Origin of the sequence: Alkalibaculum bacchi, from assembly GCF_937875145.1 — a bacterium.
GTDB classification, from domain to species: domain Bacteria; phylum Bacillota; class Clostridia; order Eubacteriales; family Alkalibacteraceae; genus Alkalibaculum; species Alkalibaculum bacchi_A.
In genome coordinates this window covers 1-23,495 of record NZ_CALNCS010000208.1, presented here as the reverse complement: position 1 = coordinate 23,495, position 23,495 = coordinate 1, and the positions used below count along the sequence as shown (strand labels likewise).

At 33.7% G+C, this 23,495-nt stretch carries 21 protein-coding genes and 1 riboswitch; of the genes, 13 read left to right on the top strand and 8 right to left on the bottom strand.

Annotation, left to right across the window (positions count from 1 at the left end):
* Positions 1-106 precede the first annotated feature (106 nt).
* Both Q7P22_RS12180 and Q7P22_RS12175 read right to left on the bottom strand, forming a co-directional pair.
* Positions 107-379, bottom strand: a complete 273-nt coding sequence (locus tag Q7P22_RS12180; protein WP_303864527.1) for a DUF1905 domain-containing protein — start codon at positions 377-379, stop codon at positions 107-109.
* Positions 380-424: 45 nt separating this feature from the next.
* Positions 425-1,369, bottom strand: coding sequence for a tRNA-dihydrouridine synthase (locus Q7P22_RS12175; protein ID WP_303864525.1), 945 nt, complete (start codon positions 1,367-1,369; stop codon positions 425-427).
* 369 nt (positions 1,370-1,738) lie between these two features.
* Here Q7P22_RS12175 and Q7P22_RS12170 point away from each other — a divergent pair, with 369 nt between their 5' ends.
* Together Q7P22_RS12170 and Q7P22_RS12165 are read left to right on the top strand one after the other, a co-directional pair.
* Positions 1,739-2,431, top strand: coding sequence for an aspartate/glutamate racemase family protein (locus Q7P22_RS12170; RefSeq protein WP_303864523.1), 693 nt, complete (start codon positions 1,739-1,741; stop codon positions 2,429-2,431).
* 65 nt (positions 2,432-2,496) lie between these two features.
* Positions 2,497-2,850, top strand: a complete 354-nt coding sequence (locus Q7P22_RS12165; protein WP_303864521.1) for a TIGR04076 family protein — start codon at positions 2,497-2,499, stop codon at positions 2,848-2,850.
* A 267-nt stretch (positions 2,851-3,117) separates the two neighbouring features.
* Here the strand turns inward: Q7P22_RS12165 and Q7P22_RS12160 are convergent, their stop codons facing one another.
* Complete coding sequence (locus tag Q7P22_RS12160; protein ID WP_113921238.1) at positions 3,118-3,681, bottom strand: TetR/AcrR family transcriptional regulator; 564 nt, start codon at positions 3,679-3,681, stop codon at positions 3,118-3,120.
* 168 nt (positions 3,682-3,849) lie between these two features.
* Between Q7P22_RS12160 and Q7P22_RS12155 the strand changes: the two genes are divergently transcribed.
* Complete coding sequence (locus Q7P22_RS12155; RefSeq protein WP_303864519.1) at positions 3,850-5,715, top strand: cation-translocating P-type ATPase; 1,866 nt, start codon at positions 3,850-3,852, stop codon at positions 5,713-5,715.
* A 260-nt stretch (positions 5,716-5,975) separates the two neighbouring features.
* Here Q7P22_RS12155 and Q7P22_RS12150 read toward each other — a convergent pair whose 3' ends face one another.
* Positions 5,976-6,563, bottom strand: a complete 588-nt coding sequence (locus Q7P22_RS12150; RefSeq protein WP_303864517.1) for an acetate uptake transporter — start codon at positions 6,561-6,563, stop codon at positions 5,976-5,978.
* 215 nt (positions 6,564-6,778) lie between these two features.
* Between Q7P22_RS12150 and Q7P22_RS12145 the strand changes: the two genes are divergently transcribed.
* Positions 6,779-6,925: a hypothetical protein gene (locus Q7P22_RS12145; RefSeq protein ID WP_303864515.1), complete on the top strand. Its 147-nt coding sequence runs from the start codon at positions 6,779-6,781 to the stop codon at positions 6,923-6,925.
* A gap of 9 nt (positions 6,926-6,934) precedes the next feature.
* Here the strand turns inward: Q7P22_RS12145 and Q7P22_RS12140 are convergent, their stop codons facing one another.
* A complete protein-coding gene (locus Q7P22_RS12140; RefSeq protein ID WP_303864513.1) occupies positions 6,935-7,954 on the bottom strand; it encodes a DnaJ domain-containing protein in 1,020 nt (339 codons plus the stop codon).
* Between the two features lie 298 nt (positions 7,955-8,252).
* On the opposite strand from Q7P22_RS12140, the gene Q7P22_RS12135 reads away from it, so the two are divergent.
* Positions 8,253-8,726 carry a hypothetical protein gene (locus Q7P22_RS12135; protein WP_303864511.1) on the top strand — a complete coding sequence of 158 codons (474 nt, stop codon included), beginning with the start codon at positions 8,253-8,255 and terminating at the stop codon, positions 8,724-8,726.
* A gap of 48 nt (positions 8,727-8,774) precedes the next feature.
* Positions 8,775-9,209, top strand: a complete 435-nt coding sequence (locus Q7P22_RS12130) for a hypothetical protein (protein WP_303864509.1) — start codon at positions 8,775-8,777, stop codon at positions 9,207-9,209.
* A gap of 104 nt (positions 9,210-9,313) precedes the next feature.
* On the opposite strand, the gene Q7P22_RS12125 is transcribed toward Q7P22_RS12130, so the two are convergent.
* Both Q7P22_RS12125 and Q7P22_RS12120 read right to left on the bottom strand, forming a co-directional pair.
* Positions 9,314-9,751 carry a hypothetical protein gene (locus Q7P22_RS12125; RefSeq protein WP_303864508.1) on the bottom strand — a complete coding sequence of 146 codons (438 nt, stop codon included), beginning with the start codon at positions 9,749-9,751 and terminating at the stop codon, positions 9,314-9,316.
* Between the two features lie 2 nt (positions 9,752-9,753).
* On the bottom strand, positions 9,754-9,957 hold the full coding sequence (locus tag Q7P22_RS12120; RefSeq protein ID WP_113921246.1) for a helix-turn-helix transcriptional regulator: 204 nt from the start codon (positions 9,955-9,957) through the stop codon (positions 9,754-9,756).
* Between the two features lie 250 nt (positions 9,958-10,207).
* On the opposite strand from Q7P22_RS12120, the gene Q7P22_RS12115 reads away from it, so the two are divergent.
* Positions 10,208-10,651, top strand: a complete 444-nt coding sequence (locus Q7P22_RS12115) for a staygreen family protein (RefSeq protein ID WP_303864504.1) — start codon at positions 10,208-10,210, stop codon at positions 10,649-10,651.
* Between the two features lie 234 nt (positions 10,652-10,885).
* On the opposite strand, the gene Q7P22_RS12110 is transcribed toward Q7P22_RS12115, so the two are convergent.
* Positions 10,886-12,658 carry a DUF2207 domain-containing protein gene (locus Q7P22_RS12110; protein WP_303864502.1) on the bottom strand — a complete coding sequence of 591 codons (1,773 nt, stop codon included), beginning with the start codon at positions 12,656-12,658 and terminating at the stop codon, positions 10,886-10,888.
* A 232-nt stretch (positions 12,659-12,890) separates the two neighbouring features.
* Between Q7P22_RS12110 and Q7P22_RS12105 the strand changes: the two genes are divergently transcribed.
* The 6 genes from Q7P22_RS12105 (at position 12,891) to Q7P22_RS12080 (ending at position 23,336) form a co-directional block, all read left to right on the top strand.
* Positions 12,891-13,643 carry an acyl-[acyl-carrier-protein] thioesterase gene (locus Q7P22_RS12105; RefSeq protein ID WP_303864500.1) on the top strand — a complete coding sequence of 251 codons (753 nt, stop codon included), beginning with the start codon at positions 12,891-12,893 and terminating at the stop codon, positions 13,641-13,643.
* A 167-nt stretch (positions 13,644-13,810) separates the two neighbouring features.
* Positions 13,811-13,965: riboswitch (M-box (ykoK) riboswitch) on the top strand.
* A gap of 261 nt (positions 13,966-14,226) precedes the next feature.
* A complete protein-coding gene (mgtA, locus tag Q7P22_RS12100; protein WP_303864498.1) occupies positions 14,227-16,854 on the top strand; it encodes a magnesium-translocating P-type ATPase in 2,628 nt (875 codons plus the stop codon).
* Between the two features lie 315 nt (positions 16,855-17,169).
* Positions 17,170-18,102 carry a DMT family transporter gene (locus Q7P22_RS12095; RefSeq protein ID WP_303864496.1) on the top strand — a complete coding sequence of 311 codons (933 nt, stop codon included), beginning with the start codon at positions 17,170-17,172 and terminating at the stop codon, positions 18,100-18,102.
* Positions 18,103-18,148: 46 nt separating this feature from the next.
* Positions 18,149-19,405, top strand: coding sequence for an amidohydrolase family protein (locus tag Q7P22_RS12090; RefSeq protein ID WP_303864494.1), 1,257 nt, complete (start codon positions 18,149-18,151; stop codon positions 19,403-19,405).
* Between the two features lie 216 nt (positions 19,406-19,621).
* Positions 19,622-22,957: a DUF4474 domain-containing protein gene (locus tag Q7P22_RS12085; RefSeq protein ID WP_303864492.1), complete on the top strand. Its 3,336-nt coding sequence runs from the start codon at positions 19,622-19,624 to the stop codon at positions 22,955-22,957.
* Positions 22,958-23,054: 97 nt separating this feature from the next.
* A complete protein-coding gene (locus Q7P22_RS12080; protein ID WP_303864491.1) occupies positions 23,055-23,336 on the top strand; it encodes a GNAT family N-acetyltransferase in 282 nt (93 codons plus the stop codon).
* Positions 23,337-23,495: the final 159 nt, after the last annotated feature.

Genomic DNA, 23,495 nt, shown 5'->3' with positions numbered 1-23,495 from the left:
CCCAACACAGTAGTAAAAGATAATTATTTGTTTATTTTTTCATGCGATAGCCGTGAGCAATAGGGAAGCATTTTGTTTGATTGTCTTAATTATTGAATTCAACAACTTAAGAGATTCTTTCTTGAATAGTAACATGAACAGTATCTCCAGCTTGCTTTCCAATCTTGGCTCTAATATCCTTACGTATGCCTATAATATGGCAAGGTGTTTTTATTCGCACTAAACTGCCGTCATAAGGTTCGCCGTCAAAGGTAGCGTGCACTTTAACCCTTCCTTTGCCAAATTCTTCTCGAACATCATAGGGAAACTCTATATATGCACCATCAATATCAGGCACTTTTAATATTATAGCATCAAATTCATAGATTTTTTGACTCATATTTACCTCCTAATTTGAAATTAAATGGTAATATCATTAAACTCATTACCTATCCTCTGAAATTTCCTGCTCTGCAAATAAACTAGTAATTACTTCATCGTAATCTGTTAATCTCTGTGCTTTTTTTATTTTCTTTGCGTATTTTGAATGATTTGTAAAACTTTCAATCATATAATACCATACTTCTTTCATTTTAAATAACACGTTTTTATCACCAAAGAGAATGTTTTGATAGTCCTCATACAATCTGTGATGGAAGTCTTTAAGTAAATTCTTATCTAATTTCGTATTGGTTTTAATGCCCATAGCTAATCCAGGGTTGTATATGAGACCTCTACCAATCATTACCGTATTGATATCAGGAAAATCAGAACAAAAGGCTTCATATTCTTTAGCAGCAAAAAGATCGCCATTATAGCAAACAGGATTTTTACTTAAAGTTAGGGCGTCTTTAAAGATGGCTAAATTAGGCTTATTTTTATAAAAGTCTAATTGAATTCTTGGGTGAATAATCAGTTCTTCAAGGGGATATTTATTGTATATTTCAATTAACTCGTAAAACTCATGAGGGGAGTCTTTCCCAATTCTGGTTTTAATAGATATCTTTATACTCAAATGAGTGAAAATTTCCTCTAAAAACGTGTCTAGTTCCTTAGGCTTACTCAAAAAACCCGCCCCCCTACCTTTTGAAACTACAGTACCAGAAGGACATCCGAGATTTAAGTTGACCTCATCATATGCAAATGTCTGTATCTTTTTAGTCATATGAATGAAATCATTGGCATTATTAGTCAGCAATTGAGGGACTAATACAATATCTTTATTATTTTCTGGAATAATATCATTTAATTCCTTTGTCTTAAGACGTGCACTTTGATTAGCTATAATAAAAGGTGAAAAATATTTATCAATATGATTGAAATATGCTTTATGGGCATTTCTATAAACATATCCAGTCAATCCTTCCATTGGTGCAAAGTAAAAATTCATATTGAATAGCTCCTTTAAATGAGTTTACTCAATTATATCTTTCCCTGTTTATACCTGCAAGTTCTCAAATGAATTAAAAGAAACCGCTTCTTAAAAATCGTACTCATTATAACCTACTATTCGTCGTTAGAAATTTTTAGGCTGTGCTTGGATTGGTTGGCCAACATTAGTACCAATGATTGTAATAGAACGATGTAATTGCTTGAAGTAATATGCAAGAGTTATTATAATAATATTTTAATTTATTATTAAATATATGATAAGATAAAAATAGCGAAAAATTGAGAAGTGACCTCTGGAGAAACGATTATTTTTGATCTTAATCTATCATAACGTGATAGAACGATAAAAAAGCTAAGGGGGAAGAAAATGAAAAAAATGGGATTAATAGGTGGAATGAGTTGGGAGTCTTCACTTGAATACTATAGGATAATCAATGAATCAGTGAAATCAAAACTAGGAGGTTGCCATTCTGCCAACTGCCTATTGTATTCTTTTGATTTCCATGAAATTGAAGAATTGCAGCATAAAGGGGAATGGGAAAAACTCAAAAACCTAATGGTAAATGAAGTAGAGAATCTGAAAAGGGCAGGTGCTGAATTTATCGTTATCTGCACAAATACAATGCACTTGATGGCACCTGATATCGAGGATAATACTGGGTTGAAGGTAGTTCATATTGCAGATGCAACAAGTGACGAGATTATCAAAAGAAACGTGAAAAAAGTTTTATTGCTAGGCACAAAATTTACCATGGAAGGTTCATTTTACAGAGAAAGACTAGAGAAAAATGGAATCGAAGTTGTAATTCCTAGTGAGTTAGATCGACAGATTATACACGATATTATATATGATGAATTGATCCTAGGGATATTGAGGCCAGAAAGCAAACAGAGCTATATTGATATAATAAATAAAGCCATAGGAGAGCATGTAACAGGTGTAGTTCTCGGTTGTACAGAGATTCCATTGCTTATTAATGACAATGATGTAGCTATTGAAGTATTTAATACCACTGAAATTCATTCTAGAGCAGCTGTGGATTTTGCCATCAGTAATTAACAAAAGGCAATAATGGCAGTTTGCCCAAAACGAAGTTATAGATAAATTTGATTTGGAGGTTAATCATGAAAAAATGGTATGATGAGGAGTACGAATTTGAAATTGAGGTAATAGGGTTTCTTGGCAGTGACCACACAGAGAGATATTGCCGAAATGGCGAAGAAATTGGAGATAAGTATACCTGCACCTATGGTTGTCCTGTAAATGCGGTTGGACAAGGTATTTGCTCCAAAGTAATGATGATTATGTTCCCAATCATGGAGGCAGTTAGAAGTGGGGGAGATTTGGTTAACATCGGTGGTAATGGAAAGTATAGCAAGGACATTGTATGTCCAGATGGTTGCGTTATATTCAGACTGACGGCAAAAAAACTTGGAAATGTAAATTTTTATAAGGGGAAGTTTTTTGAATCGTTTTAATTTTTATTCTGTTTAGTCTGAGGGACTTAAGTTTAAAATGTTACTTACAAAGAGTCCAATCCATAGCACTCTGATATGCTCCCTCTTGTAGTAGATAGTTTAAATAATAAAATTATTTACTACAAGGAGGAGTATGTTTTTATATTTAGAAACAAAAAAGCATTAATTTCAATACCTTTTCCATTGTGTATAATCAATTTTAAGACTTCTTCTAGTTAATCTTTATAGTCTAGGAGATTGATCTTAACATGTTGAAAAGAAGAGTACCTATTTATTTGTAATTCTATTAGCATAGCTAATCTCAATATAATAACCAACTGTTTCTTCAGGTGTGTATTCTGAACTTTTATCAATCCACCATTTTACTGTCTCTGCAAAGCTACCTACGAGATGATTTAATAGAAAATCAGCCGGGGCATTCACCCTTATTTCGCTGAGGTATTTTGAGAACATTTCCGTAAGGTAATCTTTAAAATAATTCATAAAGAGTTCGCTGCTTTCGCAGGATAAAATACCAGCAATGTTTGTTTTGCTATCTATTAAATGATGCAAGATATGTGTAAGCTTTGCTTCAAGACCGTTGTTTCCACCAGAAAAGTCATGTGTTTTTTCAGACATGAGTTCATCTGAAAATACATGACTAAAGATATCCGTGCAAAGTGCTTTAAGCAGCTCGTCCTTTGTTTCAAAATGAGCATAAAAAGTGCTTCTACCAATATTCGCTTCATCAATGATTTCCTGTACGGTTATATTGTTATACCGCTTTTTTTCAAGAAGTGTACTCAATGCCTTGAAAATTGCGTCTCTTGTTCTCTGTTGTCTTCTATCCATAATAATCCCTCTTGTACAAATATAAAATAATGTTCAGTAACTTACAAAATGAACATTTTGATTATTGTAGATGGCATTAAATAGCCATATAATAATAATGAACAATATGTATGGTAACATATAAATTGTACTATTGTTTTACCAATAATGCAAAGGAGATTTTTTATAATGAAAAAATTAAACGATTTTTTAACGGGACTACTTATGACCATAGTAGGTGGCGTGTTTCTGGTTGCAAGCCTGATTCTTATGTTAATGAAAATAGAAGCTCCCGTTGACCCAGCTTGGGTCTCCGTTGTGATCTGTGGGATACCACTTTTATATCTGGCCATATGGAGAATTATCTACAACAAAGGCATGAGCAAGATATCTTCTGCGCTTTTGATTTCCATAGCTATGATTGCCGCCGTTGCCATTGGTGATGTCTTTGCTGCAGGTGAAGTCGCATTTATTATGGCCATTGGAGCGATCTTGGAGGAAAAAACCGCTGAAAGATCCAAAAAGGGCCTAAAGAAACTCATCAGCCTTGCTCCCCAACAAGGGCGTCGGATTGATAATGGGAAAGAACAAATGATTAATGTAAAAGAAATTAAAGTGGGATATATTCTAAGAGTTCTTCCTGGAGAAATTATTCCAGTTGATGGAACAATCATAAGTGGAAATACATCGGTTGATCAGGCAATTATGACAGGCGAGTCATTGCCTGTAGATAAGGAAGCTGGTGATAATGTTTTCTGTGGCACGATCAACCATTTTGGAGCAATCGATATAGAAGCAACTAATGTTGGTGAAGATAGTTCCTTACAAAAGCTGATCCAAATGGTTCAGGATGCAGAAAATAAACAAGCTCCCATTCAGCGCATTGCAGACAAATGGGCAACTTGGCTTGTGCCAGTAGCATTATTGATTGCCATTGTAACGTATATTGTTACGCAGGACATAGTCCGTAGTGTTACAATACTGGTTGTGTTTTGCCCTTGTGCTTTAGTTCTAGCTACGCCGACTGCCATTATGGCCGCTATTGGTCAGGCCACCAAACATGGTATTATCATCAAATCCGGTGAGGCACTGGAGAATATGGGGAAAGTAGATACAATAACTTTTGATAAGACCGGTACTCTTACATTTGGAAAGCTGAAAGTTAGTGATATTTTATGTTTCAAATCGGATATGAAAGAGAATAATTTACTTTCTTTGGTAGCTTCAGCAGAGACTCGTAGCGAACACCCTTTAGGGAAGGCAATAGTTACATATGCCAGGGAGAAAAACATCACTTTGATGGATGCAGAAGAATTTCGTATGGAGGCTGGCAAAGGAATTTATGCTAACGTGTCCGGTAAAAATATTTTCTGTGGTAGTGAGAAATATTTGAAGGAAAATGGAATTGAGATTGTGCAACAGGTTAGTGATACTCTAAATAAGCTTCGTAATGAAGGTAAGGCTTCAGTTTTAGTCGCTATAGACGGGCTCTGCGTGGGTATAATTGGTCTCTCCGATGTATTACGTACGACGGCTAATGAGATGGTCGCTGAGTTGAATGGTATGGGTACACAGACTGTGCTTCTTACTGGTGACAACCGCAGGACCGCGGATTATTTTGCAAAACAAGTAGGCATTACTTCTGTGCGAGCAGAATTACTACCAGAGGAGAAGGTGCAGAACATAGTACAATTGCAACAGGCCAGTAAATCTGTGTGTATGATCGGAGACGGTGTAAATGATGCTCCTGCCCTCAAGACGGCATCTGTAGGTATAGCGATGGGGGCCATGGGTAGTGATATCGCCGTTGATGCTGCTGATATTGCCTTAATGAGCGATGACATATCTAAAATTCCGTATCTGAAACGACTTTCTAATGCCACAGTTCGAACCATAAAATTTAGTATCTCCTTGTCTCTATTTATCAATTTTGTGGCAATTATAATGTCATTTATGGGATGGTTGACTCCTACAACAGGTGCTTTGGTTCATAATGGGGGCTCGATATTTGTTGTACTGATTGCAGCATTACTATATGATAGGAAATTTGATTAAAATAAAACAGAATTAAGACAAGACTTTCGGCTCAAAAAAATCGTTCCTTTATATAACTTCATATCTACTGATATAACTATAATGTTCAAAAACAAAATTGGCCAGATTGAGTTCAATTAAATACCGAATTCAATCTAGCCAAGCTTCATAATAAAACTCTAACTTTTAGGGTTATTACCAGGTTACCCCGTTGTTTTTATGATATGCTTTCACATCCACTGTCTCATTTGACTTGAATTTTACGGTGATTTTTTTATTCATTAATCAACGTTTCCAATTGGTAAGACCATTTTTCCATATACCTCATTTAACACTTGCGCTATAGCTGCATATATGGCAGTAAAACCACAGATGATACCTTCGTATCCAGCTATTGTTAGAATTATCGCAGAGCCTGTGTAATTTGCAATTGCCAACAAGAGGAATAGGATAGTAAGTGATCCAAAGACAAATTGAAGGGCCTTGTTAATACGTAATGTACCAATAAACATGAAGAGTGTGAAGAGTCCCCACATAAATAGGTAAGCAGCCATTGACAAGGAATCTGATACGTTACTATACCCCATTACTGGGAGAATGTTTAGCGCAACTAAGGATAACCAAAAGAAACCATATGAGGTGAAGGCTGTTGTTCCAAATGTATTGTTTTTTTTGAATTCCATGATGCCCGCAATAATTTGAGCTAATCCACCATAAAATATTCCCATTGCTAAAATCATTGCATTTAATTCAAAGAAGCCTGCATTATGTACGTTCAATAAGATTGTTGTCATACCAAACCCCATTAAACCAAGTGGAGCAGGATTTGCAGTTACTTCTTTAAATGTTACATTTTTTTCTTTTTCCAAGATAGGTCACTCCTAATAGATATTGTTGTATCTATATACTAGCTGAAACTATGGTGATAGTGATGCTGTATAAAGATGTTACTGTCATTTTATCACAAATCAGTAGAATGACAACCTATAATTGTTAAAAAATAGTAAAAAATATTTAATATATTATATTTACTTGTACCGAAGTTGATTATATAAATCATAGTTTTTGGTCTCATGAATATAGCGTGCATGCTCTTGGACACGGTGGAAACACCTATATGTACTCCACGTATCTAATTGTTGACTCTGTTTCATGTGTAGGTACAGTAATCATGGCTCATCAAGGTAATGAGTTTACATATAACTATGGCATCCCACCAATAAGCATCTAATATGTATATTTAGTAATCAAAATTAATAATAATAAATGCTGTGATAAAGAAAAATATGATACCAGTTAATAAACGTATGAAAAAATTCTTGTATTTTGACATAAATAACCAAAAGAATATAGCCATAGGAAAGAAAAATAGTGATAATCCGGCAGCAATTAAATTCATAACTGGACTAATTTCTTCATTATCTGCAAGGAAGGTAAAAAATATAGATAATATCCAAAAAAACAAACCACTAAAATCTTTTATACCATATCCTTTCTTTTCTATATAGTCTATGAAATTAGTAAAGCTTAAATCAATTTTCTCATTGTTTTTTAGAAATCCTACTATAATAGCAATAATGATCAATAAAATAAGTATACTAACAAAATCAGTGAATAAATAATACGTATAATAAAAAACATCTTCTAAATTGCAAATTATATAAAAGCCTAAAATTACTCCTAAAAATACACCTGCAAATATAAACATGCCTATAAAAATGTTTTTTATGCCAACAATTTTTTCTTTTTTATCATCTATCAGATTAATTCTAAGTAGAATAGGAATCGTTACAGGTGCTAACACCCCAGTAAAAGTTAATATAATAAGTAGAACAGACAACCAACCCTTTACCCCAATCTTAAGGTAATTGTTAAATTTTAAACTCTTATTGAATTCATCTTCTCCATATAAGGTGGTTTTTCCGACTTCTACAAATATTTCAAATGCTTTTTGTAAGAACTCCTCAAAAGAAATAGTTGAATAATATTTACCCTTTTGCCTAGCGTTTTGTTGCTTTCTGCTAAAGTCATTATCCTTTTGTGAATAATGCGAACTATTTCTTATAGCATCATATTGTTCTCTATTATAATCATTAATAAGTATTTCGTAAGCTTCTGTTATTTCTACAAATTTTTCGTGAGCATTCTCACTTTTGTTTACATCTGGATGCCATTGTTTAGCTAATTTCCTATATGATTTTTTGATTTCATCCTTAGAACTATCACAATTTACTTCTAGAATCTTATAATAATCCTTCAATTTGATTCACCTTTCTACCAATAGTTCATTATCATCTCCTATATCGGATTTATAGCTCGATAAATTAAGGTTCATGATCTAAATAAAACCAAGAGGCCTATATATACATTTTGCAGTTGATGATTAGAGAAATATCCACTTGAAAATCTAATGAATAATCATGAAAAACATGATAAACTATTAGCAGGCTAAGGATAATTTGATGAAAGGAGAGATGATATGTTTTTATTACGTACGTGAATTGAAAGATAATCTTAATTCAATGATAATAGCATCATATTACAAGGGAGGGATTATATTGACGGAAATAAAAGAATGCATAAGTACTCCAAGTAAGTTGAAGAAACTCATTTGCTTCATTGATGGTGTCGCTTTACGATTTATACCTATGTTTTTTATTCTTGCTATAGCTAATGCGCTTATATTAAAAATAATGTTTGATGAAAAGGTATCTAATAAATTCACGGCTTTCTTCTTATGTTTTACTGCATTGATAGTTAGCATACTGTGGACGAGATTGGTAATAAAAATAGAATTTTCAGTATTCAATCATCCAGTGCCCCCTCACATCAAGAAGAAGGCTTTATCTAGGAGAGGAACCAACATAATCGTATTTTATATATTATTAAAAGCTATAAGATTATCAGAAAAATCAAATGACATTGTTTTTATTATTTCAAAAAAACTAGTGGAGTTTAGTTTTGCAATTACGATACTTGTTCTTATAACAACATTTATCATTGTAGCCTTAAGAAAACCCCTAAGAAGATAATAATATGTATTTATCAAAATTATTACGATTATAAGGAGGAACGGTAGTATGTGGTTCGAACCATTAGTGATATTAGGCGTTGGAGTAGTAATATCCTTTGGGTTATATGCTCATTACCAGCCTAAAATAAGTAAAATGAAAAAAAGTTACAATGAATTCAACAGTAAAGTAAGAGAGAATTTAATTAATATGTCAGATAATGAAAGAAAAGAATTTTTTTCCAATATGCCTAAGGAGACAAAGAGCTTCTTTCAAGGAATCTTAAACAACGATTATAATTTTCAGGGAATTGAGGAGTTTCAAACTTCCCAGTACCATCTGCAACAGATAGAACACATGCATCAAGATCAATTCCAAGACTTCTCACAATGGGCCATGGATGAGAGCCTTAAGGCCGTTACGCCTTTCGATCATGGAGGTTATGTACTAGGAGAGATAAGTTACCATCCCAATAAGAAGGCATATCGGGACGGTGACCTTTAATTCCATTTTTTAGGAGATGTAAGTTACCGTGCTAATATGCCCTATGACCTGAAAATTCCCTCCTATTTCTCTATTCAACAATTTTTGAACTTCTATTAAAAGTTCTAAACCGTCTTGTTATAATAGATTTTTAGTCCCAATTTTACAAGGGTAACAAACATTGTAGCTCCAAGTAATGTAAGAAATACAATAGGATTAAAATAATTAGCTATTAACATTGCCAAAGCAAGACATGCTATGGAGATATTAATACCTCTACTGCCAGCTTTAGCTTGAATGTATTGTAGTCTTTCATCTGTTTCTTCAATGTACAGCGCCTTTAGTTTATCTTCACTTTTTAGCGCACCAGCATACTTAGCCATAAAAAAGACCATAATCGCGCCAATACCCGTTCCAAACCCTTCACCAAAACCTTGAGCGAATGATGGAAATCCACTATTTCTTCCGAAGGTTGCCGAAAGAACAATTAACAATAGCACAATAAGAAAATAAACCACAGAAACAATGAGACGATGTTTGACCACATGTTTAAAATTTTCCATAACTATACCTCCACGTCTGAAAAATCAAATATTTCCTCAATTGCCATATCAAAATACCTTGCAATTTTATAAGCTAAAACTAAAGATGCAGTGTACTTTTCTACTTCAATTGATGTGATGGTCTGTCGTGTTACACCTACAGCTGTCGCAAGTTCTTGTTGAGAAATCTTTCTTTGCTTTCGTAATTCAGCAATTTTAGATTTCAATCAGCCACCTCCATTTGCAAAGTTTACTTTACAATATTAGTATAGTTTGCTTTGCAACTTATGTCAAAAGAAGTATAGATAATAATATGATATAAATAGTAATAAATTGAAAGTGTCCCTAAAAACTAGTAACCTAGGCCCTCTAACACAATATAATGTACTAGAAAACAATTTTTTTGTTCAAAGAAGCAAAGCTACATCCATGACTGCCTCAAAATAAGAAAATAACAAAGGTGATGGGGGAAAATATATGGAAAGGTTAGATCCTCAAAAGCTTTATGTGGAATTTAGACCAGGTGTAACAACGACTGAACCAATACTAGGACGAAAATATACATTGACGCACTCAGATATAACAGCTGAACTATTCTTAACCATAGGCTTACAGTTTGCATACGACAAAATTACGAGTATGAGAGATGAGGTTTTAGGAGAATGGAGAAATTCTAGCTCAGGTCTATTACTCTATATATACGTTTATATAGGAGATTTTGGTACCGTTATGAACTCGATACGTAATACGATCTTTAGGCGCGAATTACCATTAGCACTTGAAGCGATTGTTTATGGTGATAATGAATTTTTTGTAGCACATCCACAATTAAATTATGCGCCCATATGGATATATTTTGATTCAATAGATCCTAGTTACAAACGATTTGAATATTTGGGAACACCTATAGATTATAAGTAAATTAATAAATGGAAATAAGAAAATGGTTTACCTTCAATTAATTCGATAGATTAATTGAAAAAGTTACGGTATTTGATAATAAACTGAAGGTTAAATTCAAATCAGGTGTTGAAATAGGTATGTGAAAATGGCATTAGTGGAACCGTCAACCAGGAGATAGATTCTCTAGAGTGACGGTTCTTTCTTTTATCAATTTATTTGTTTAAGGTGAAAATATTTATCAATATGAATGAATTAAAACCCACCTGCTCCTCCTCCGCCAGCTCCACCGCCTCCGCCACCGGTAAAGTTTCCACCAGTACCTATTGAAGAAGTTGAATTATCAAAGGAATGATGTAAGCTCTCTTCAAATGCATTTTTGCCACTATTATTATTAAAAAACATCCAGTAAATCCAATAATTAGGCACGAAATTTTCTGTTACAAAAGGCTGAAAGTTCTGCAACGTACTCACTCCTAATCCCAGTACTAAACCGTATATTAATGATTGATCAAGGGATAGGGGGAGCTGATCTATATCCAAAGTTTTACTTCTTTGCTTTAAATCCTTCCTAAAATCTAACCACTTTTTCCTCTGTACAAAACCATAATCGGACTTCCTCGTAAGAAGTATAATGGCATAAATAATACCAGCAATAGCCAGAGTCAAGAGTAATATACCAGAATACGTTTCAAAAACCATGCCTATGATAGCACCAATAATGGCAATTAAGGCCGTAATGAATAAGACAACACCTAAAGCTTTACTACTCTCATCGTAGTACCCTTTTTCTTTAGTCTCTTCACCCACGATTTTTACCCACTCATGATAGTCTTTACTAAATTCTGTAGGATTGTTTTTACCATATTTACTAATATCCTTAGTCTCTATCTTTTGTCCATTTCCTATAGTATTAAATAGCCATTCCATTAGGAACTTCTCATGCCGTGAAAGTGAATAAGTAGATTTATTAGATTTTTCTAACTTAAAATTATTTGTAGCGTATTTACTCTTTTCCTCTATTGAAAGATAACCTTGTCGAGCTAAATCGTAAATAGTTGCCATAATGGTATCGGTAGTGATCATGTTGTAAACTAACTGAGCAACTATAGCTGGTGGAACGGAATCTGGATAAGACTTGTAATTTAAATCTTCTATAGATTCTTTCCTTCTTCTATATTTAAACATAAAAAAGCTCAATACTAATGCCCAAAGTCCAGTAAGATAAGGCGTGTATTTACCTATAAATTCCTTTTGCTTTTCCTTCCGGATTTCTTTAGCTTCTAATTCTTCAACGTAGGATCTTTCTTCAGCCATTATAGCATTATAGGCATCTTCATTGATGATATTAGTAGAGTTTGGAATAAATTCTATAGGAAAAAGCACACGAACTTCTACAAATGTATTTTCAGGTACTTCGCGAACTTGGGCAAGTATAGAGTTATCACCTTGAAAATCAATAATTCCATTAGTTGGTCCATGGGCAAATACTTTTACTCGTTCATTGATCCTTTGAGGAAGTTGGATCTTAATTGTAAAAGAATCAATAGGCGTTTCGTTTTCTTTACCTATAAACTGATAGTATAATTCCCCAGTATCATTGTACTTTACTGATACATCTTTTACTGTATATGTAATGCGAAAGGTCTTTTGTTCATTTTTAGATGGTGAAAAGATTTGAATAGTAGATGTACCTTCATCCTCAATGAGTTGATAGATATTTTCATCTCCCTTTTTTCCATCATATACTTGTGTAAACTCTATAGGGTTTCCATCAAGGATTTCCCATACCTTTACCTTATCTACTCCTCTTGTGTTATTTAAAACGATTTCTCTAAAAACACCATTAAAATGATCTTCAAATAAAAAAGTAATATCCTCGATAATTTCTAAATCACCATTATCCTTAAGTTTAGAATCGATACTCCAGTTGACGATTCTTAAATCTTCTTCAGCATGGACTGGCAGGGCGACAAATAGTATTAAAGAGAAGAGAATAAAAACAAATAAACATTTTGATTCTTTCATGTAAGCACCTCCATTGAAACTTCCAAGAATAACTAAAAAATTTATATATTAATTATATATTTTGTAAACTGCTTTTACCACTGTTACTTTTTAATAACCATTTTAGAAATAGAGAATTAGGGTGATTATGCAGAAATCTCACCTGTTCATAAGAAAATTTTTATTTTCAGCAGGTATTCTTAAGAAATGTATGATATTATTGTAAATAATTTCAAGAAAGGAATCGTGAACAATGAGCGGTATTATTACAACTAAAGAATATTTGGTACAAAGTTATGAAGTAGATAGCCATTATAATATATTTCCCGAGGTAATTTTAAACTATTTGCAGGATACAGCAATGGTGCAAAGTGAGAAAATAGGTATGGGCATAGAATATTTAAAGAAAAGCCAACTAATTTGGGTTTTAACCAGGTATCATATAAAGATAATGAAATACCCTAAGCACGGTGAAACTGTTCGTGTCTCTACATATGCTGTTGGCTTTAATAAGGTATTTGCATATAGAGATTTTAAGATCGAAAACCTCAAAGGAGAGACCCTAATTACTGCAAAATCACAATGGCTACTCATCGATGGAAAAAGCCATAAGATGTTAAAAATAGGAGATGAATTTTACAAAGCTTATGGTATTGATAAGGGTAGTAAAATTTCCGTATATTTCGATAAATTAACCATACCCGAAAAATACACCTTCACAAGAAATTTTAGAGCTGATCGTAGAGATATCGATTTTAATGGACATGTAAATAATACTAGGTATATTGCATGGGCTTTAGATGCTACTCCCCAAAAAGTACTAAGAGATTATAACCTATGTGAATTTGATATCGTCTTTAAGAAAGAAGTTTTCTTAGATCAATCTATAGCGGTAATGACAGATATAACCGATCTAAATAATCGACTAAAGGGTTGCCATGAGATAAAAAATGATCAGGGTGAAACTGTATGTTGTATTAATGCGATATGGAAAAGCGCAGTCTAAAAGATAAAAAATAATTGTTTTAATAGTAGATGTAGCTTTTACTAATAACAAATAAATTTTTATTCCAATTATAGAAAAGAACTTCCATCCAAAGAAATCATAGATATTAACTCAATATATACAAACTTGACATTTGTCATTTATCAGTGTATGGTTAGTAATGAACTAAATAATCTCGGTAGGTGAGGTTACTATAAGGATATGGGTTGTTGCCGTAAAAGGATGGAAACATTCTGAACTGGTTAGCAGGTTTTGTCGCAAGGCATAATCTAATACAATTTCAGCGCCTTATAGAGCTAAAACTTGAACGAGGATGTACGTTAATCTTCCATTTCAAGTTTTGTGGAAGTTTTTTATTTTTTGGGAGGTGATTTATATGGATCCTGATGGTAGTCGTTATTTAATAGAGGATGGTTGAATTATAGTTAGGTAATATTTAATTTCTTATCTTTTTATCTTTTATATAATTCTTCTAATCCTTCTATATTATTTTCCATATTTAAAATTATAACTAAATACAATATTTCTAGATGGAATAAACATACCCATCTATTTAGTATTGCTTTTTTTGGAGGTGTGTTAGATGAAAAACATAAGAGATGTAAGAGAAATTAACGAAAACCTAAGAGATGTGAGTTCAAAAAATGTAGATATTATTGTTAAAGAATTAGATTCTTCACTTAATGGATTATCTAGTATAGAGGCAAGTAACCGATTGGAGCTTTATGGTCCTAATGAAATAGTCTATGGAAAAGGTAATCCGTGGTACTCATATTTATTTAGGTCATTCCTAGATCCATTTATTCTAATATTAGCTGCTATAGTCTTATTATCTTATTTCACGGATGTTGTATTTGCTCCTATGGCAGAGAAAAGTTGGATGACTATAATCATTATTTCCGTTATGATTATAATAAGTGTAGTTCTAAGATTTACTCAAGAGTATAAATCCCAAATAACAGCAGATAATTTAAAAGACCTTGTCCCGACTACGACTTCTATTGAGCGTGAAGGTGAAAAAGCAAGAGAGATCATCATGTCAGAAGTTGTTCCGGGAGATATTATTCATTTAGCAGCAGGAGATTTAATACCTGCTGATATGAGAATTGTAGAGTGTAAAGATTTATTTATAAGCCAATCCTCTTTAACAGGTGAGTCGGAGCCTGTGGAGAAGTTTCCATATGATGAAGACAATGATGCAGTTAAGAATGTATTTGATCTTAGTAATATTCTTCTTATGGGTACCATAGTTGTCAGTGGATCGGCAAAAGGTATTGTGCTACAAACGGGAAATAATACCTATTTTGGTACGATAGCAGAATCCATAGCAAAGGATGTTGGTGAAACCAGCTTTGAAGAAGGGGTAAAAAGCGTTAGTATGTTGTTAATTCGTTTTATGCTTGTAATGGTTCCGATAGTATTTTTCATTAATGGAATTACAAAGAAAAATTGGATTGAAGCCCTACTGTTCTCTATATCCATAGCTGTTGGTCTAACTCCAGAGATGTTACCAACACTTGTATCCACGAACTTAGCCAAGGGAGCAATATCCCTATCAAAGAAAAAAATCATAGTTAAAAGATTGAGTTCTATACAGAACTTTGGTGCAATGGATATATTATGTACAGATAAGACTGGAACATTAACTCAAGATAAAATTATTCTAGAAACCCACTTAGATGTCTTAGGTAATGTAAATGACAGAGTACTTAGGCATGGTTACTTGAATAGTTATTACCAAACAGGTCTAAAAAACTTATTGGATATTGCTGTAATTGAGTATGGTAACGAACAGGGATTTAATGAATTTACCGGCACTTATAAAAGAGTTGATGAAATACCCTTTGATTTTACTAGACGTAGAATGTCTGTAGTTGTAGAAAGTGAAAATAGCAAGAGGCAGCTAATTACTAAAGGTGCGGTTGAGGAGATGTTATCAATATGTTCCTATGTAGAAATTGGCAACGAAGTTTTGCCTCTAACTAAAGATCTAATTACAAAAGTTATGACTATGGTTACTAAGCTTAATGAAGAGGGTATGAGAGTACTGGCAATTGCACAAAAAAATTATGTACCTTCTGAAAATATTTTCAGTACTAAGGATGAGAGTAATATGGTGTTGATAGGATATATGGGTTTCCTCGATCCTCCAAAGGACACATCTATTACTGCTATAAAAGCATTACATGATCATGGTGTTGAAGTGAAGATATTGACCGGAGATAATGATATAGTTGCTAAAAAGATAGCTAAGGATGTAGGCATCCCCGTAGAGAATGTGGTCTTAGGTGCTGATATAGAAAATAAATCTGATGATGAGCTATATAAAATGGCATCAAAATCAAGTATATTGGCTAAATTATCACCAGTTCAAAAAGAAAGGGTAATATCCGTTTTACAGGATAATAAACATGTAGTTGGTTTTCTTGGTGATGGTATTAACGATGCTCAAGCATTAAAGCAAGCTGATGTAGGGATTTCAGTTGACACTGCAGTAGATATAGCTAAGGAATCTGCAGATATAATAATGTTGGTAAAAGACTTAAATGTACTTGAAGAAGGCGTTATCGAAGGTAGAAGAGTTTTTGGAAATATTATTAAATATATTAAGATAACTGCCAGCTCTAACTTTGGTAATGTTTTTAGCGTATTAATAGCTAGTGCATTCTTACCATTCTTACCAATGTTGCCTATACAATTGCTTGTACAAAACCTATTATATAGTATTTCTCAAATATCCATACCTTGGGATAATATGGATAATGAATATTTGAAGGAACCACAACAATGGGATGCTGGAGAAATAGGTAAGTTTATGATATACATAGGACCTATAAGTTCCTTGTTTGATATTGTAACATTTTCCATCTTATGGTTTGTATTTAAAGCTAATACAATGGAAATGATGCCATTTTTCCAATCAGGCTGGTTTATTGTAGGCTTAGTTACACAGACATTAATAGTCCATATGATAAGAACTAGAAAGATACCTTTCTTACAAAGCAATGCCTCTATGCCTGTTATGATAATGACTGGAATCATTATAGCTTTGGGTATAATAATTCCATTTACACCAATTGGTGCTTATATAGGCCTTGTTTCATTGCCAGGAAGGTATTTCATATGGTTAATTGGTATATTGATTGCATACTCTTTATGTATAGAAGTAGCTAAGAAATTATATATCAAAAGATTTGATAGCTGGATGTAATTATTTAATCTATCTAGCCTTAAAGAGTAATGATTCTTCCAGATGATCTCTCCAATAATAGCATATCGGAACGGTGACCTCTTACTCCACTTTTTAGGAAATAAAGGTTACCGTCCCGATATGCCGAAATATAAATCACTAGTAGCATAGTGAGGTATCAATTACCTTGAAGAGTTATCATATCTTTTATGGAACAACTCAAGGCATATACAATGTGTGAGATATTAGTATACCAAAATTTACCTTCTGTAATTTTCACTTTTTTATGATATGCTAGTTAAGTAAACTTAATAACATTTTTGGAGGTTGGTTGGTATGGAAAAGAGAAGATCCCTGCAAGGTTATCTTCTTGTTTTTATGTCGGGAGTTTCCTGGGGACTTGGTGGGTATCTCGTAACTCAAATGAGTAATATGGGTGTATCTTCACTAATGACTGCATTTAGCGGGCATTTTATAGCACTTTTACCCTTGTTTCTTTACTTAATAGTAAAGAAAGGTATGAATGGATTAAAAATTTCGAAGAGGGGTTTATTATATAGTATTTTACTAGGTGCTTTAACGAAAGGTATTTTCAAATTAGCTAATGATACTGCCGTAACTCTAGTAGGTGTGGCAGCAGCATCCATTCTTATGTATTTAGCTCCCGTCTTCACAGCGATAATGTCCGTAATCTTTTTCAAAGAGAAATTACGTGGATATCAACACTTTGCAGTACTCTTAAATCTTGTCGGATGTATTCTAATGGTAACAGGCGGAAATTTTGCAGAATTAAATATTTCAGGATTAGGTTTAACTCTAGGGGTTATTTCAGGTTTCTTATATGCGCTTAATACTATCATAGGCAAAGTTGCAACGGATGGAGATGATCCTGAGACAATGACGTTTTATATGTTATTATTCAGTGTAATGGCTACGAGTATATTTGCGAAGCCATGGCAGCATTTAGATTTGTTTACCAATAGTACATTTCTATTCTGGGCATTCTTAAACTCTATGTCTACTGGTTTAATTGCAAATCTTTTATACCTGAAGGGATTGTCAATGGGTGTAGATGCTTCGAAGGCAACGATCATTGCTTCTGGTGAAGTTGTTATAGCTACACTTTCAGGAGTATTTTTGTTAAATGAAAAAATCAACTTTATAGGATCTTTTGGTATAGTTATCATGCTAATATCAATTGTTCTAATGAATATCACTATTCCAACAAAACAAAAAGAAGTTACTGAGAATGAAATTGTTTCATCTTGAAATTCAATCATTTTGAAGAATACTATTTAATATTAAGGAGGAAACTATGAAAAAATTTATAAATACAGTTATTTATGGCCATAATGAAGCAGATGAGATTTTAGTAGATAATGGAGTTATTAAGGCGATTGGCAAGGATCTTGGTCCATCAGATGAAATTATTGATTTAGGTGGAAAACTGATTACAGCCCCTTATGTAGATCCTCATTTACATTTAGATTATGTTTACACATTATCTGAACTTGGGCAAGAAGGTGCCGGTTCAGGAACTCTTTTTGAAGCAATTGAAATGTGGCCAAAATTTAAAGAAAATTTAACTGTAAATAGCGTTAAAAAACTTGCTCTTAAGGGGATTAAAGATGAGGTTTCCCAAGGTGTACAACACATACGTACACATATAGACGTTACAGATCCAAATTTCACAGCTCTAAAGGCGATGTTGGAACTCCGAGAAGAATTAAAGGATATAGTTGAAATTCAAATCGTAGCATTCCCACAAGAAGGAATGTACACATATAAGGGGGGACGTGATCTAGTAGAAGAAGCTCTTAAGATGGGTGCTGATGTTGTTGGAGGAATTCCACATTATGAGCCAGCAAGAGAATTCGGTGAAAAATCTGTTCACGACATCGTTAAACTTGCTATAAAATATGATAAGCTTATAGATGTTCACTGTGACGAAACAGATGATCCGCACTCACGTTTTGTTGAGTTGTTAAATGCACTTGTTCTAATAGAGGATTACGGCATACGAACTACAGCGAGCCATACTTGCTCATTTGGTTCAGCAGATAATTCATATGCATTTAGAATGATGGACTTGTTCAAAAAGAGCAAGATGAACTTCATTTCTTGCCCAACTGAAAATGCATATCTTCAAGGTCGTCAGGATACATATCCTAAACGTCGTGGATTGACTAGAGTAAAAGAATTCATGGAATCAGGAATCAATGTAGCATTTGCACAAGATTCAATAAACGATCCATGGTATCCAATGGGTAATGGAAATATGATGAATATTCTTGACAATGGAATCCACTTAGCTCAAATTATGTCACCAGAAGAAATAGAAAAAGATTTGGATTTAATCACATACAATGGAGCTCGATGCTTAAATATCCAAGACAGATATGGGTTGGATGTAGGCAAAGATGCAAACTTCATTATTCTTGATGGAGACAGTCCATTTGATGTAATAAGAAATCGTGCTAGAGTTCTTGCTTCTATTAGAAAAGGAGAATATCTATTTAAGCAAAAACCAGTAGAATATGATGTTAAACTTGATTTAGGTGTTAACTATTAATATAAATTTTATCCACCAGTTTCCTGGTGGATATTTTTTTATTTCAAAAGGAGTCAATTAAAAGATCGTAAAAAGAAAAATTAAAGTAGTATAAAAGGGTAAAAATTACAAAAAAGTGTATTATTACTATAAGTAATGTTTTATAATGAACACAATGAATATGACGGTTGGTGAGGCATAATATGCATAGATTTTAATAAATAAGGGGGAAATAGAATGAATGGCAAGACGCATATTTACATGGCTAATTTATTAATGGATGAGATTAAAAAAACAGGGAAGTTGACATTACCAGGTATAGGATCGTATAAACCACCTGCTGATGTCGTTGATGCAATTAATTCACATCCTAGTGCCTTTCGGGCAGGAGCAGTAGGACCTGACTTTTATCCAGATATGTTTGTTGGTCAAACAGTTATCCATGGTGAAAACTCAGGTATATGGATTACAAAACTATTTGAGGAGTATGGAAAGCTACCGCTGAATTATCCCGATAGAAAGAAATGTTATGCTTTTATTCTCGGATTTATGATTCACTATGCTGGAGATATGTACGGGCATCACTATGTGAACAAATGGGCTAAGGGTTGGTGGGAATATTCTGATAACAATGAAAAGATGAAAATCATTGCACGGCATGTATTAGTTGAAAAGTATATGGATCAAAAACTTCCAGAGAATATAAACGCGGAACTAGATGCACCTATATCGTTTTTACAGAATTGTTTCTTTAATTCATCTTTAAAAGCAGAATATTCAAAAGTACCAGTGACAATGCCTATAGATGCCATGGTTGACCTTGAAAAAGCTATTGTTGACTACCAGAATGGAAATAATATAGGCACATATGATCTTGCAAATTATTTTTACGGATGGGTTGGAGATATTCGCCTAGCCTCAAGGGAGTGGCTCACTACATGGCAAAAGGTAGCTCATAATATGAATGACGATTCTCATTCTATTAAGGAAGCAAAGGACGCTCTTGAATCATGGTTAGATAATCATTTTCTTCTAATTATCGGTGTTCCAAAAGGGATCAAACGGTTTGTTGAAACAATAGGTGATATTATAGCTGCACTAAATGTCTTAGAGCCTCTCAAAAAAGAAATTGAAAAAATCATTTTCCAGTATATTTCATCCTTTATATATGTTGTTACAAACAAGCAGGTGAGAAATTTAGATGAAGCTTTAGAAATAGTAGAGCACATATTAACAGAACCTGCTTTTTACTTAAATAATGGGACATTATATCCAGAATACTATGTATCTGTAAAACTCCATATGGAAATGGGGAATTACGGAGGATCAAATGATACGCTTATTCAGTCATTTCATGCCTTTTACCAATGTCTGAATATGAGTAAACTTTGTCTTATTGGGCCGGATCATCTAAATGGATTTGTTCAAACTGCTAAAGACAATGTTCCTAAAAGAGTGACTGCAATACGTTTGAAAGCCTACAATGGTCAATACTTATGCGCAGAAGGGGGTGGAGGCGGAGCAGTTGTTGCAAATAAGGCAAAAGCCGATATCTGGGAGACTTTCGGAATTCTTGACAAAAATGAAGGAGTGCTCATGAGCGGTGACGTAATCAACCTAGCTGCTCATAATGGTGCTTACCTATGTGCTGAAGACGGTGGAGGACGAGAAATTGTAGCGAACAGAGCAGCACCTGCAGAATGGGAACGATTTATCATTCAAAAGATACAGGGTAGCGGAGAAATAAAGAGTGGAGATAAGGTGGCTTTACGGTGCTACAATGGAATGTATATATGCGCTGAAAATGGTGGAGGACGTGAAGTCATTGCCAATAGACAAAATGCAGGTATTTGGGAAACATTTACTATTGAATTTGCTACTGTTTCAACAGGTTTGTTTGAATATGAGAAACCTACTTATCTAAGAGCAGTAAGACATTTAAGAGTCGAAATTGCAACAAGCAAGAAAAAATATTCTGGCACAGATGATAATGTCTATTTTGCGGTTGTGATGCGTGATGGACGAGAATTTGAAATACGCCTTGATAAGCCAAACTACAATGACTTTGAGAGTAATGACATTGACTCTTATGATTTTGACTTGCCACAGACAATTGTACTAAATGAGATTGCAAGGTTTAGATTGCGAAAAGACTATATTGTAGTTAGTGATGATTGGCGTCCTAGTTGGATTAAATTATACGATGATGCAAACAATATTTTGTTTCAAAAGTCTATTGAAGTAGAGATAAAAGGAAAAACTCATTATAATATGGACGCTAATATGGGGCAAGCATTAAATCAGGTGTCAATCGATCCAAGGATTATATCATTTCTCCATAGTCTTGACGGAAAAGGGCTAGGACCAGAGAATCCGACAAACTATGTACAATGGAGTAAGTTCCAATTTTATACAAATCCTGATTTGCGTAATACCGTATACAACAAGCTCTTTGTTAATAAATGCGAAGACAATTTGATATCGGTTCGACTAAAGGCATTTAATGGGCAATACGTTTCTGCTAAAGATGGTGGAGGAGGGCCTATTGTTGCAAACAAAGACGCAGCAGATCTATCTGAGACTTTTATTATTAGAAGTCAAATGGAAGGCAAACTAATCAGCGGAGATATAATTTATCTTATTTCCTCTAATGGTAATTACGCTTGTGCGGAAAATGGTGGAGGGTGTGAAGTCGTAGCGAACAGAACAACACCTGCAGAATGGGAACGATTTATTATTCAAAAAGTACAGGGAACTGGAGAAATTAAAAGCGGAGATAAAGTAAGCTTACGGTGCTACAATGGTATGTATCTCTGCGCGGAAAATGGTGGAGGACGTGAAGTTGTCGCCAACAGGCAAAAGGTAGATGTATGGGAAACATTTACTGTAGAGATTGTTAAGACAGTTATTCCATTTTCCACAAGGGGAAGTGATATCTCTAAACTTACTACATGGGTTGGATTTGACTATGATCCAATTCAAGGAATATTTTATTCTACATTATACCCTTGGCAACGGGAATTTGGATACTTCCCAATTTATGATACTGCAGCTCCCTTAGTAGGTATTTACATACAATATGAAATAATTCGATTTCCATATCAAGGGAAACAATGGAAGATTGAGTTGTGGAAAGGGCAGTATGGGATTGCTGCTGGAGCGGAAATAGGAATCTATGTAGGGCAATTACAGGTAAACACAACATATAATACCTTTGATGATAGAATTAATGCTTTACTGGCCTACATGGGTGACGATACAGCCTGTGCAGAAAAAGACAATATGCTCCAGATGTCATTTGAGTTAAGAAGAAATGGACAACATGTTTTTACCAGAGATTCAAGTAATCCTGGTACAAATGGCTTTAAGAAACATTGGTGGCTGACAGGATTTAAACCAGCGGTATTTACTAAAGCATCGGAGCTATCCATGGATATAAAGATTGTATTAAAAGATTTAGGAATGTGTAGAAACTTTGTGAGTAGTTTAAAAGCTTTAGGCTACAAAGATATTAAGATTAATGAAGAGACTTTTGAAGTGAGCTTTGTATTTGATAAGCCTAAAATGTCATAGATAGGTGGCGTTGTATCTATTGCACTCTCATATCTAGAAAAGGTTGATTCATTTAAGCAGGTGTGGGTAAAACATATCTATCAAAATATAAAAAGAGGTGCATATATTGTTTACTATTAATAGGGGGACGAATAGATTTTACATCGGAGATTCACAAAATCCACTGGCGGAAATGACATATGTTAATGCAGGGGATAAAATTATTATCATAGATAGTACAAAAGTTTCAGATCAATTAAGAGGACAAGGAGTTGGAAAGATACTTTTAAAAGAGGTGGTTTGTTTAGCCAGGGAAGAACATAAAAAAATTACGCCACTTTGTCCATTTACAAAAGCAGAAATGAACAAAAATGCAGATTATACAGATTTAATATATTAGTATCCTAAAGTATCACATGAACCCTAAAGGCCTTGAAAATAGAGGCCTTTTTTGTAAAATAAAGTACTACTTTAAGTAGAGGTTAGATTATAATTAATCTAGTATTTTATTGTAGGCTTTAGCCTGTTGAGCCCTTAAGGGCGAAACATAAAACCACCC

Excerpts from the sequence above, each read along its gene's own strand:
- Q7P22_RS12180 (WP_303864527.1), bottom strand. The coding sequence starts at position 379 with ATGAGTCAAAAAATCTATGAATTTGATGCTATAATATTAAAAGTGCCT.
- Q7P22_RS12175 (WP_303864525.1), bottom strand. The coding sequence starts at position 1,369 with ATGAATTTTTACTTTGCACCAATGGAAGGATTGACTGGATATGTTTAT.
- Q7P22_RS12170 (WP_303864523.1), top strand. The coding sequence starts at position 1,739 with ATGAAAAAAATGGGATTAATAGGTGGAATGAGTTGGGAGTCTTCACTT.
- Q7P22_RS12165 (WP_303864521.1), top strand. The coding sequence starts at position 2,497 with ATGAAAAAATGGTATGATGAGGAGTACGAATTTGAAATTGAGGTAATA.
- Q7P22_RS12160 (WP_113921238.1), bottom strand. The coding sequence starts at position 3,681 with ATGGATAGAAGACAACAGAGAACAAGAGACGCAATTTTCAAGGCATTG.
- Q7P22_RS12155 (WP_303864519.1), top strand. The coding sequence starts at position 3,850 with ATGAAAAAATTAAACGATTTTTTAACGGGACTACTTATGACCATAGTA.
- Q7P22_RS12130 (WP_303864509.1), top strand. The coding sequence starts at position 8,775 with ATGTGGTTCGAACCATTAGTGATATTAGGCGTTGGAGTAGTAATATCC.
- Q7P22_RS12125 (WP_303864508.1), bottom strand. The coding sequence starts at position 9,751 with ATGGAAAATTTTAAACATGTGGTCAAACATCGTCTCATTGTTTCTGTG.
- Q7P22_RS12115 (WP_303864504.1), top strand. The coding sequence starts at position 10,208 with ATGGAAAGGTTAGATCCTCAAAAGCTTTATGTGGAATTTAGACCAGGT.
- Q7P22_RS12110 (WP_303864502.1), bottom strand. The coding sequence starts at position 12,658 with ATGAAAGAATCAAAATGTTTATTTGTTTTTATTCTCTTCTCTTTAATA.
- Q7P22_RS12105 (WP_303864500.1), top strand. The coding sequence starts at position 12,891 with ATGAGCGGTATTATTACAACTAAAGAATATTTGGTACAAAGTTATGAA.
- mgtA (WP_303864498.1), top strand. The coding sequence starts at position 14,227 with ATGAAAAACATAAGAGATGTAAGAGAAATTAACGAAAACCTAAGAGAT.
- Q7P22_RS12095 (WP_303864496.1), top strand. The coding sequence starts at position 17,170 with ATGGAAAAGAGAAGATCCCTGCAAGGTTATCTTCTTGTTTTTATGTCG.
- Q7P22_RS12090 (WP_303864494.1), top strand. The coding sequence starts at position 18,149 with ATGAAAAAATTTATAAATACAGTTATTTATGGCCATAATGAAGCAGAT.
- Q7P22_RS12085 (WP_303864492.1), top strand. The coding sequence starts at position 19,622 with ATGAATGGCAAGACGCATATTTACATGGCTAATTTATTAATGGATGAG.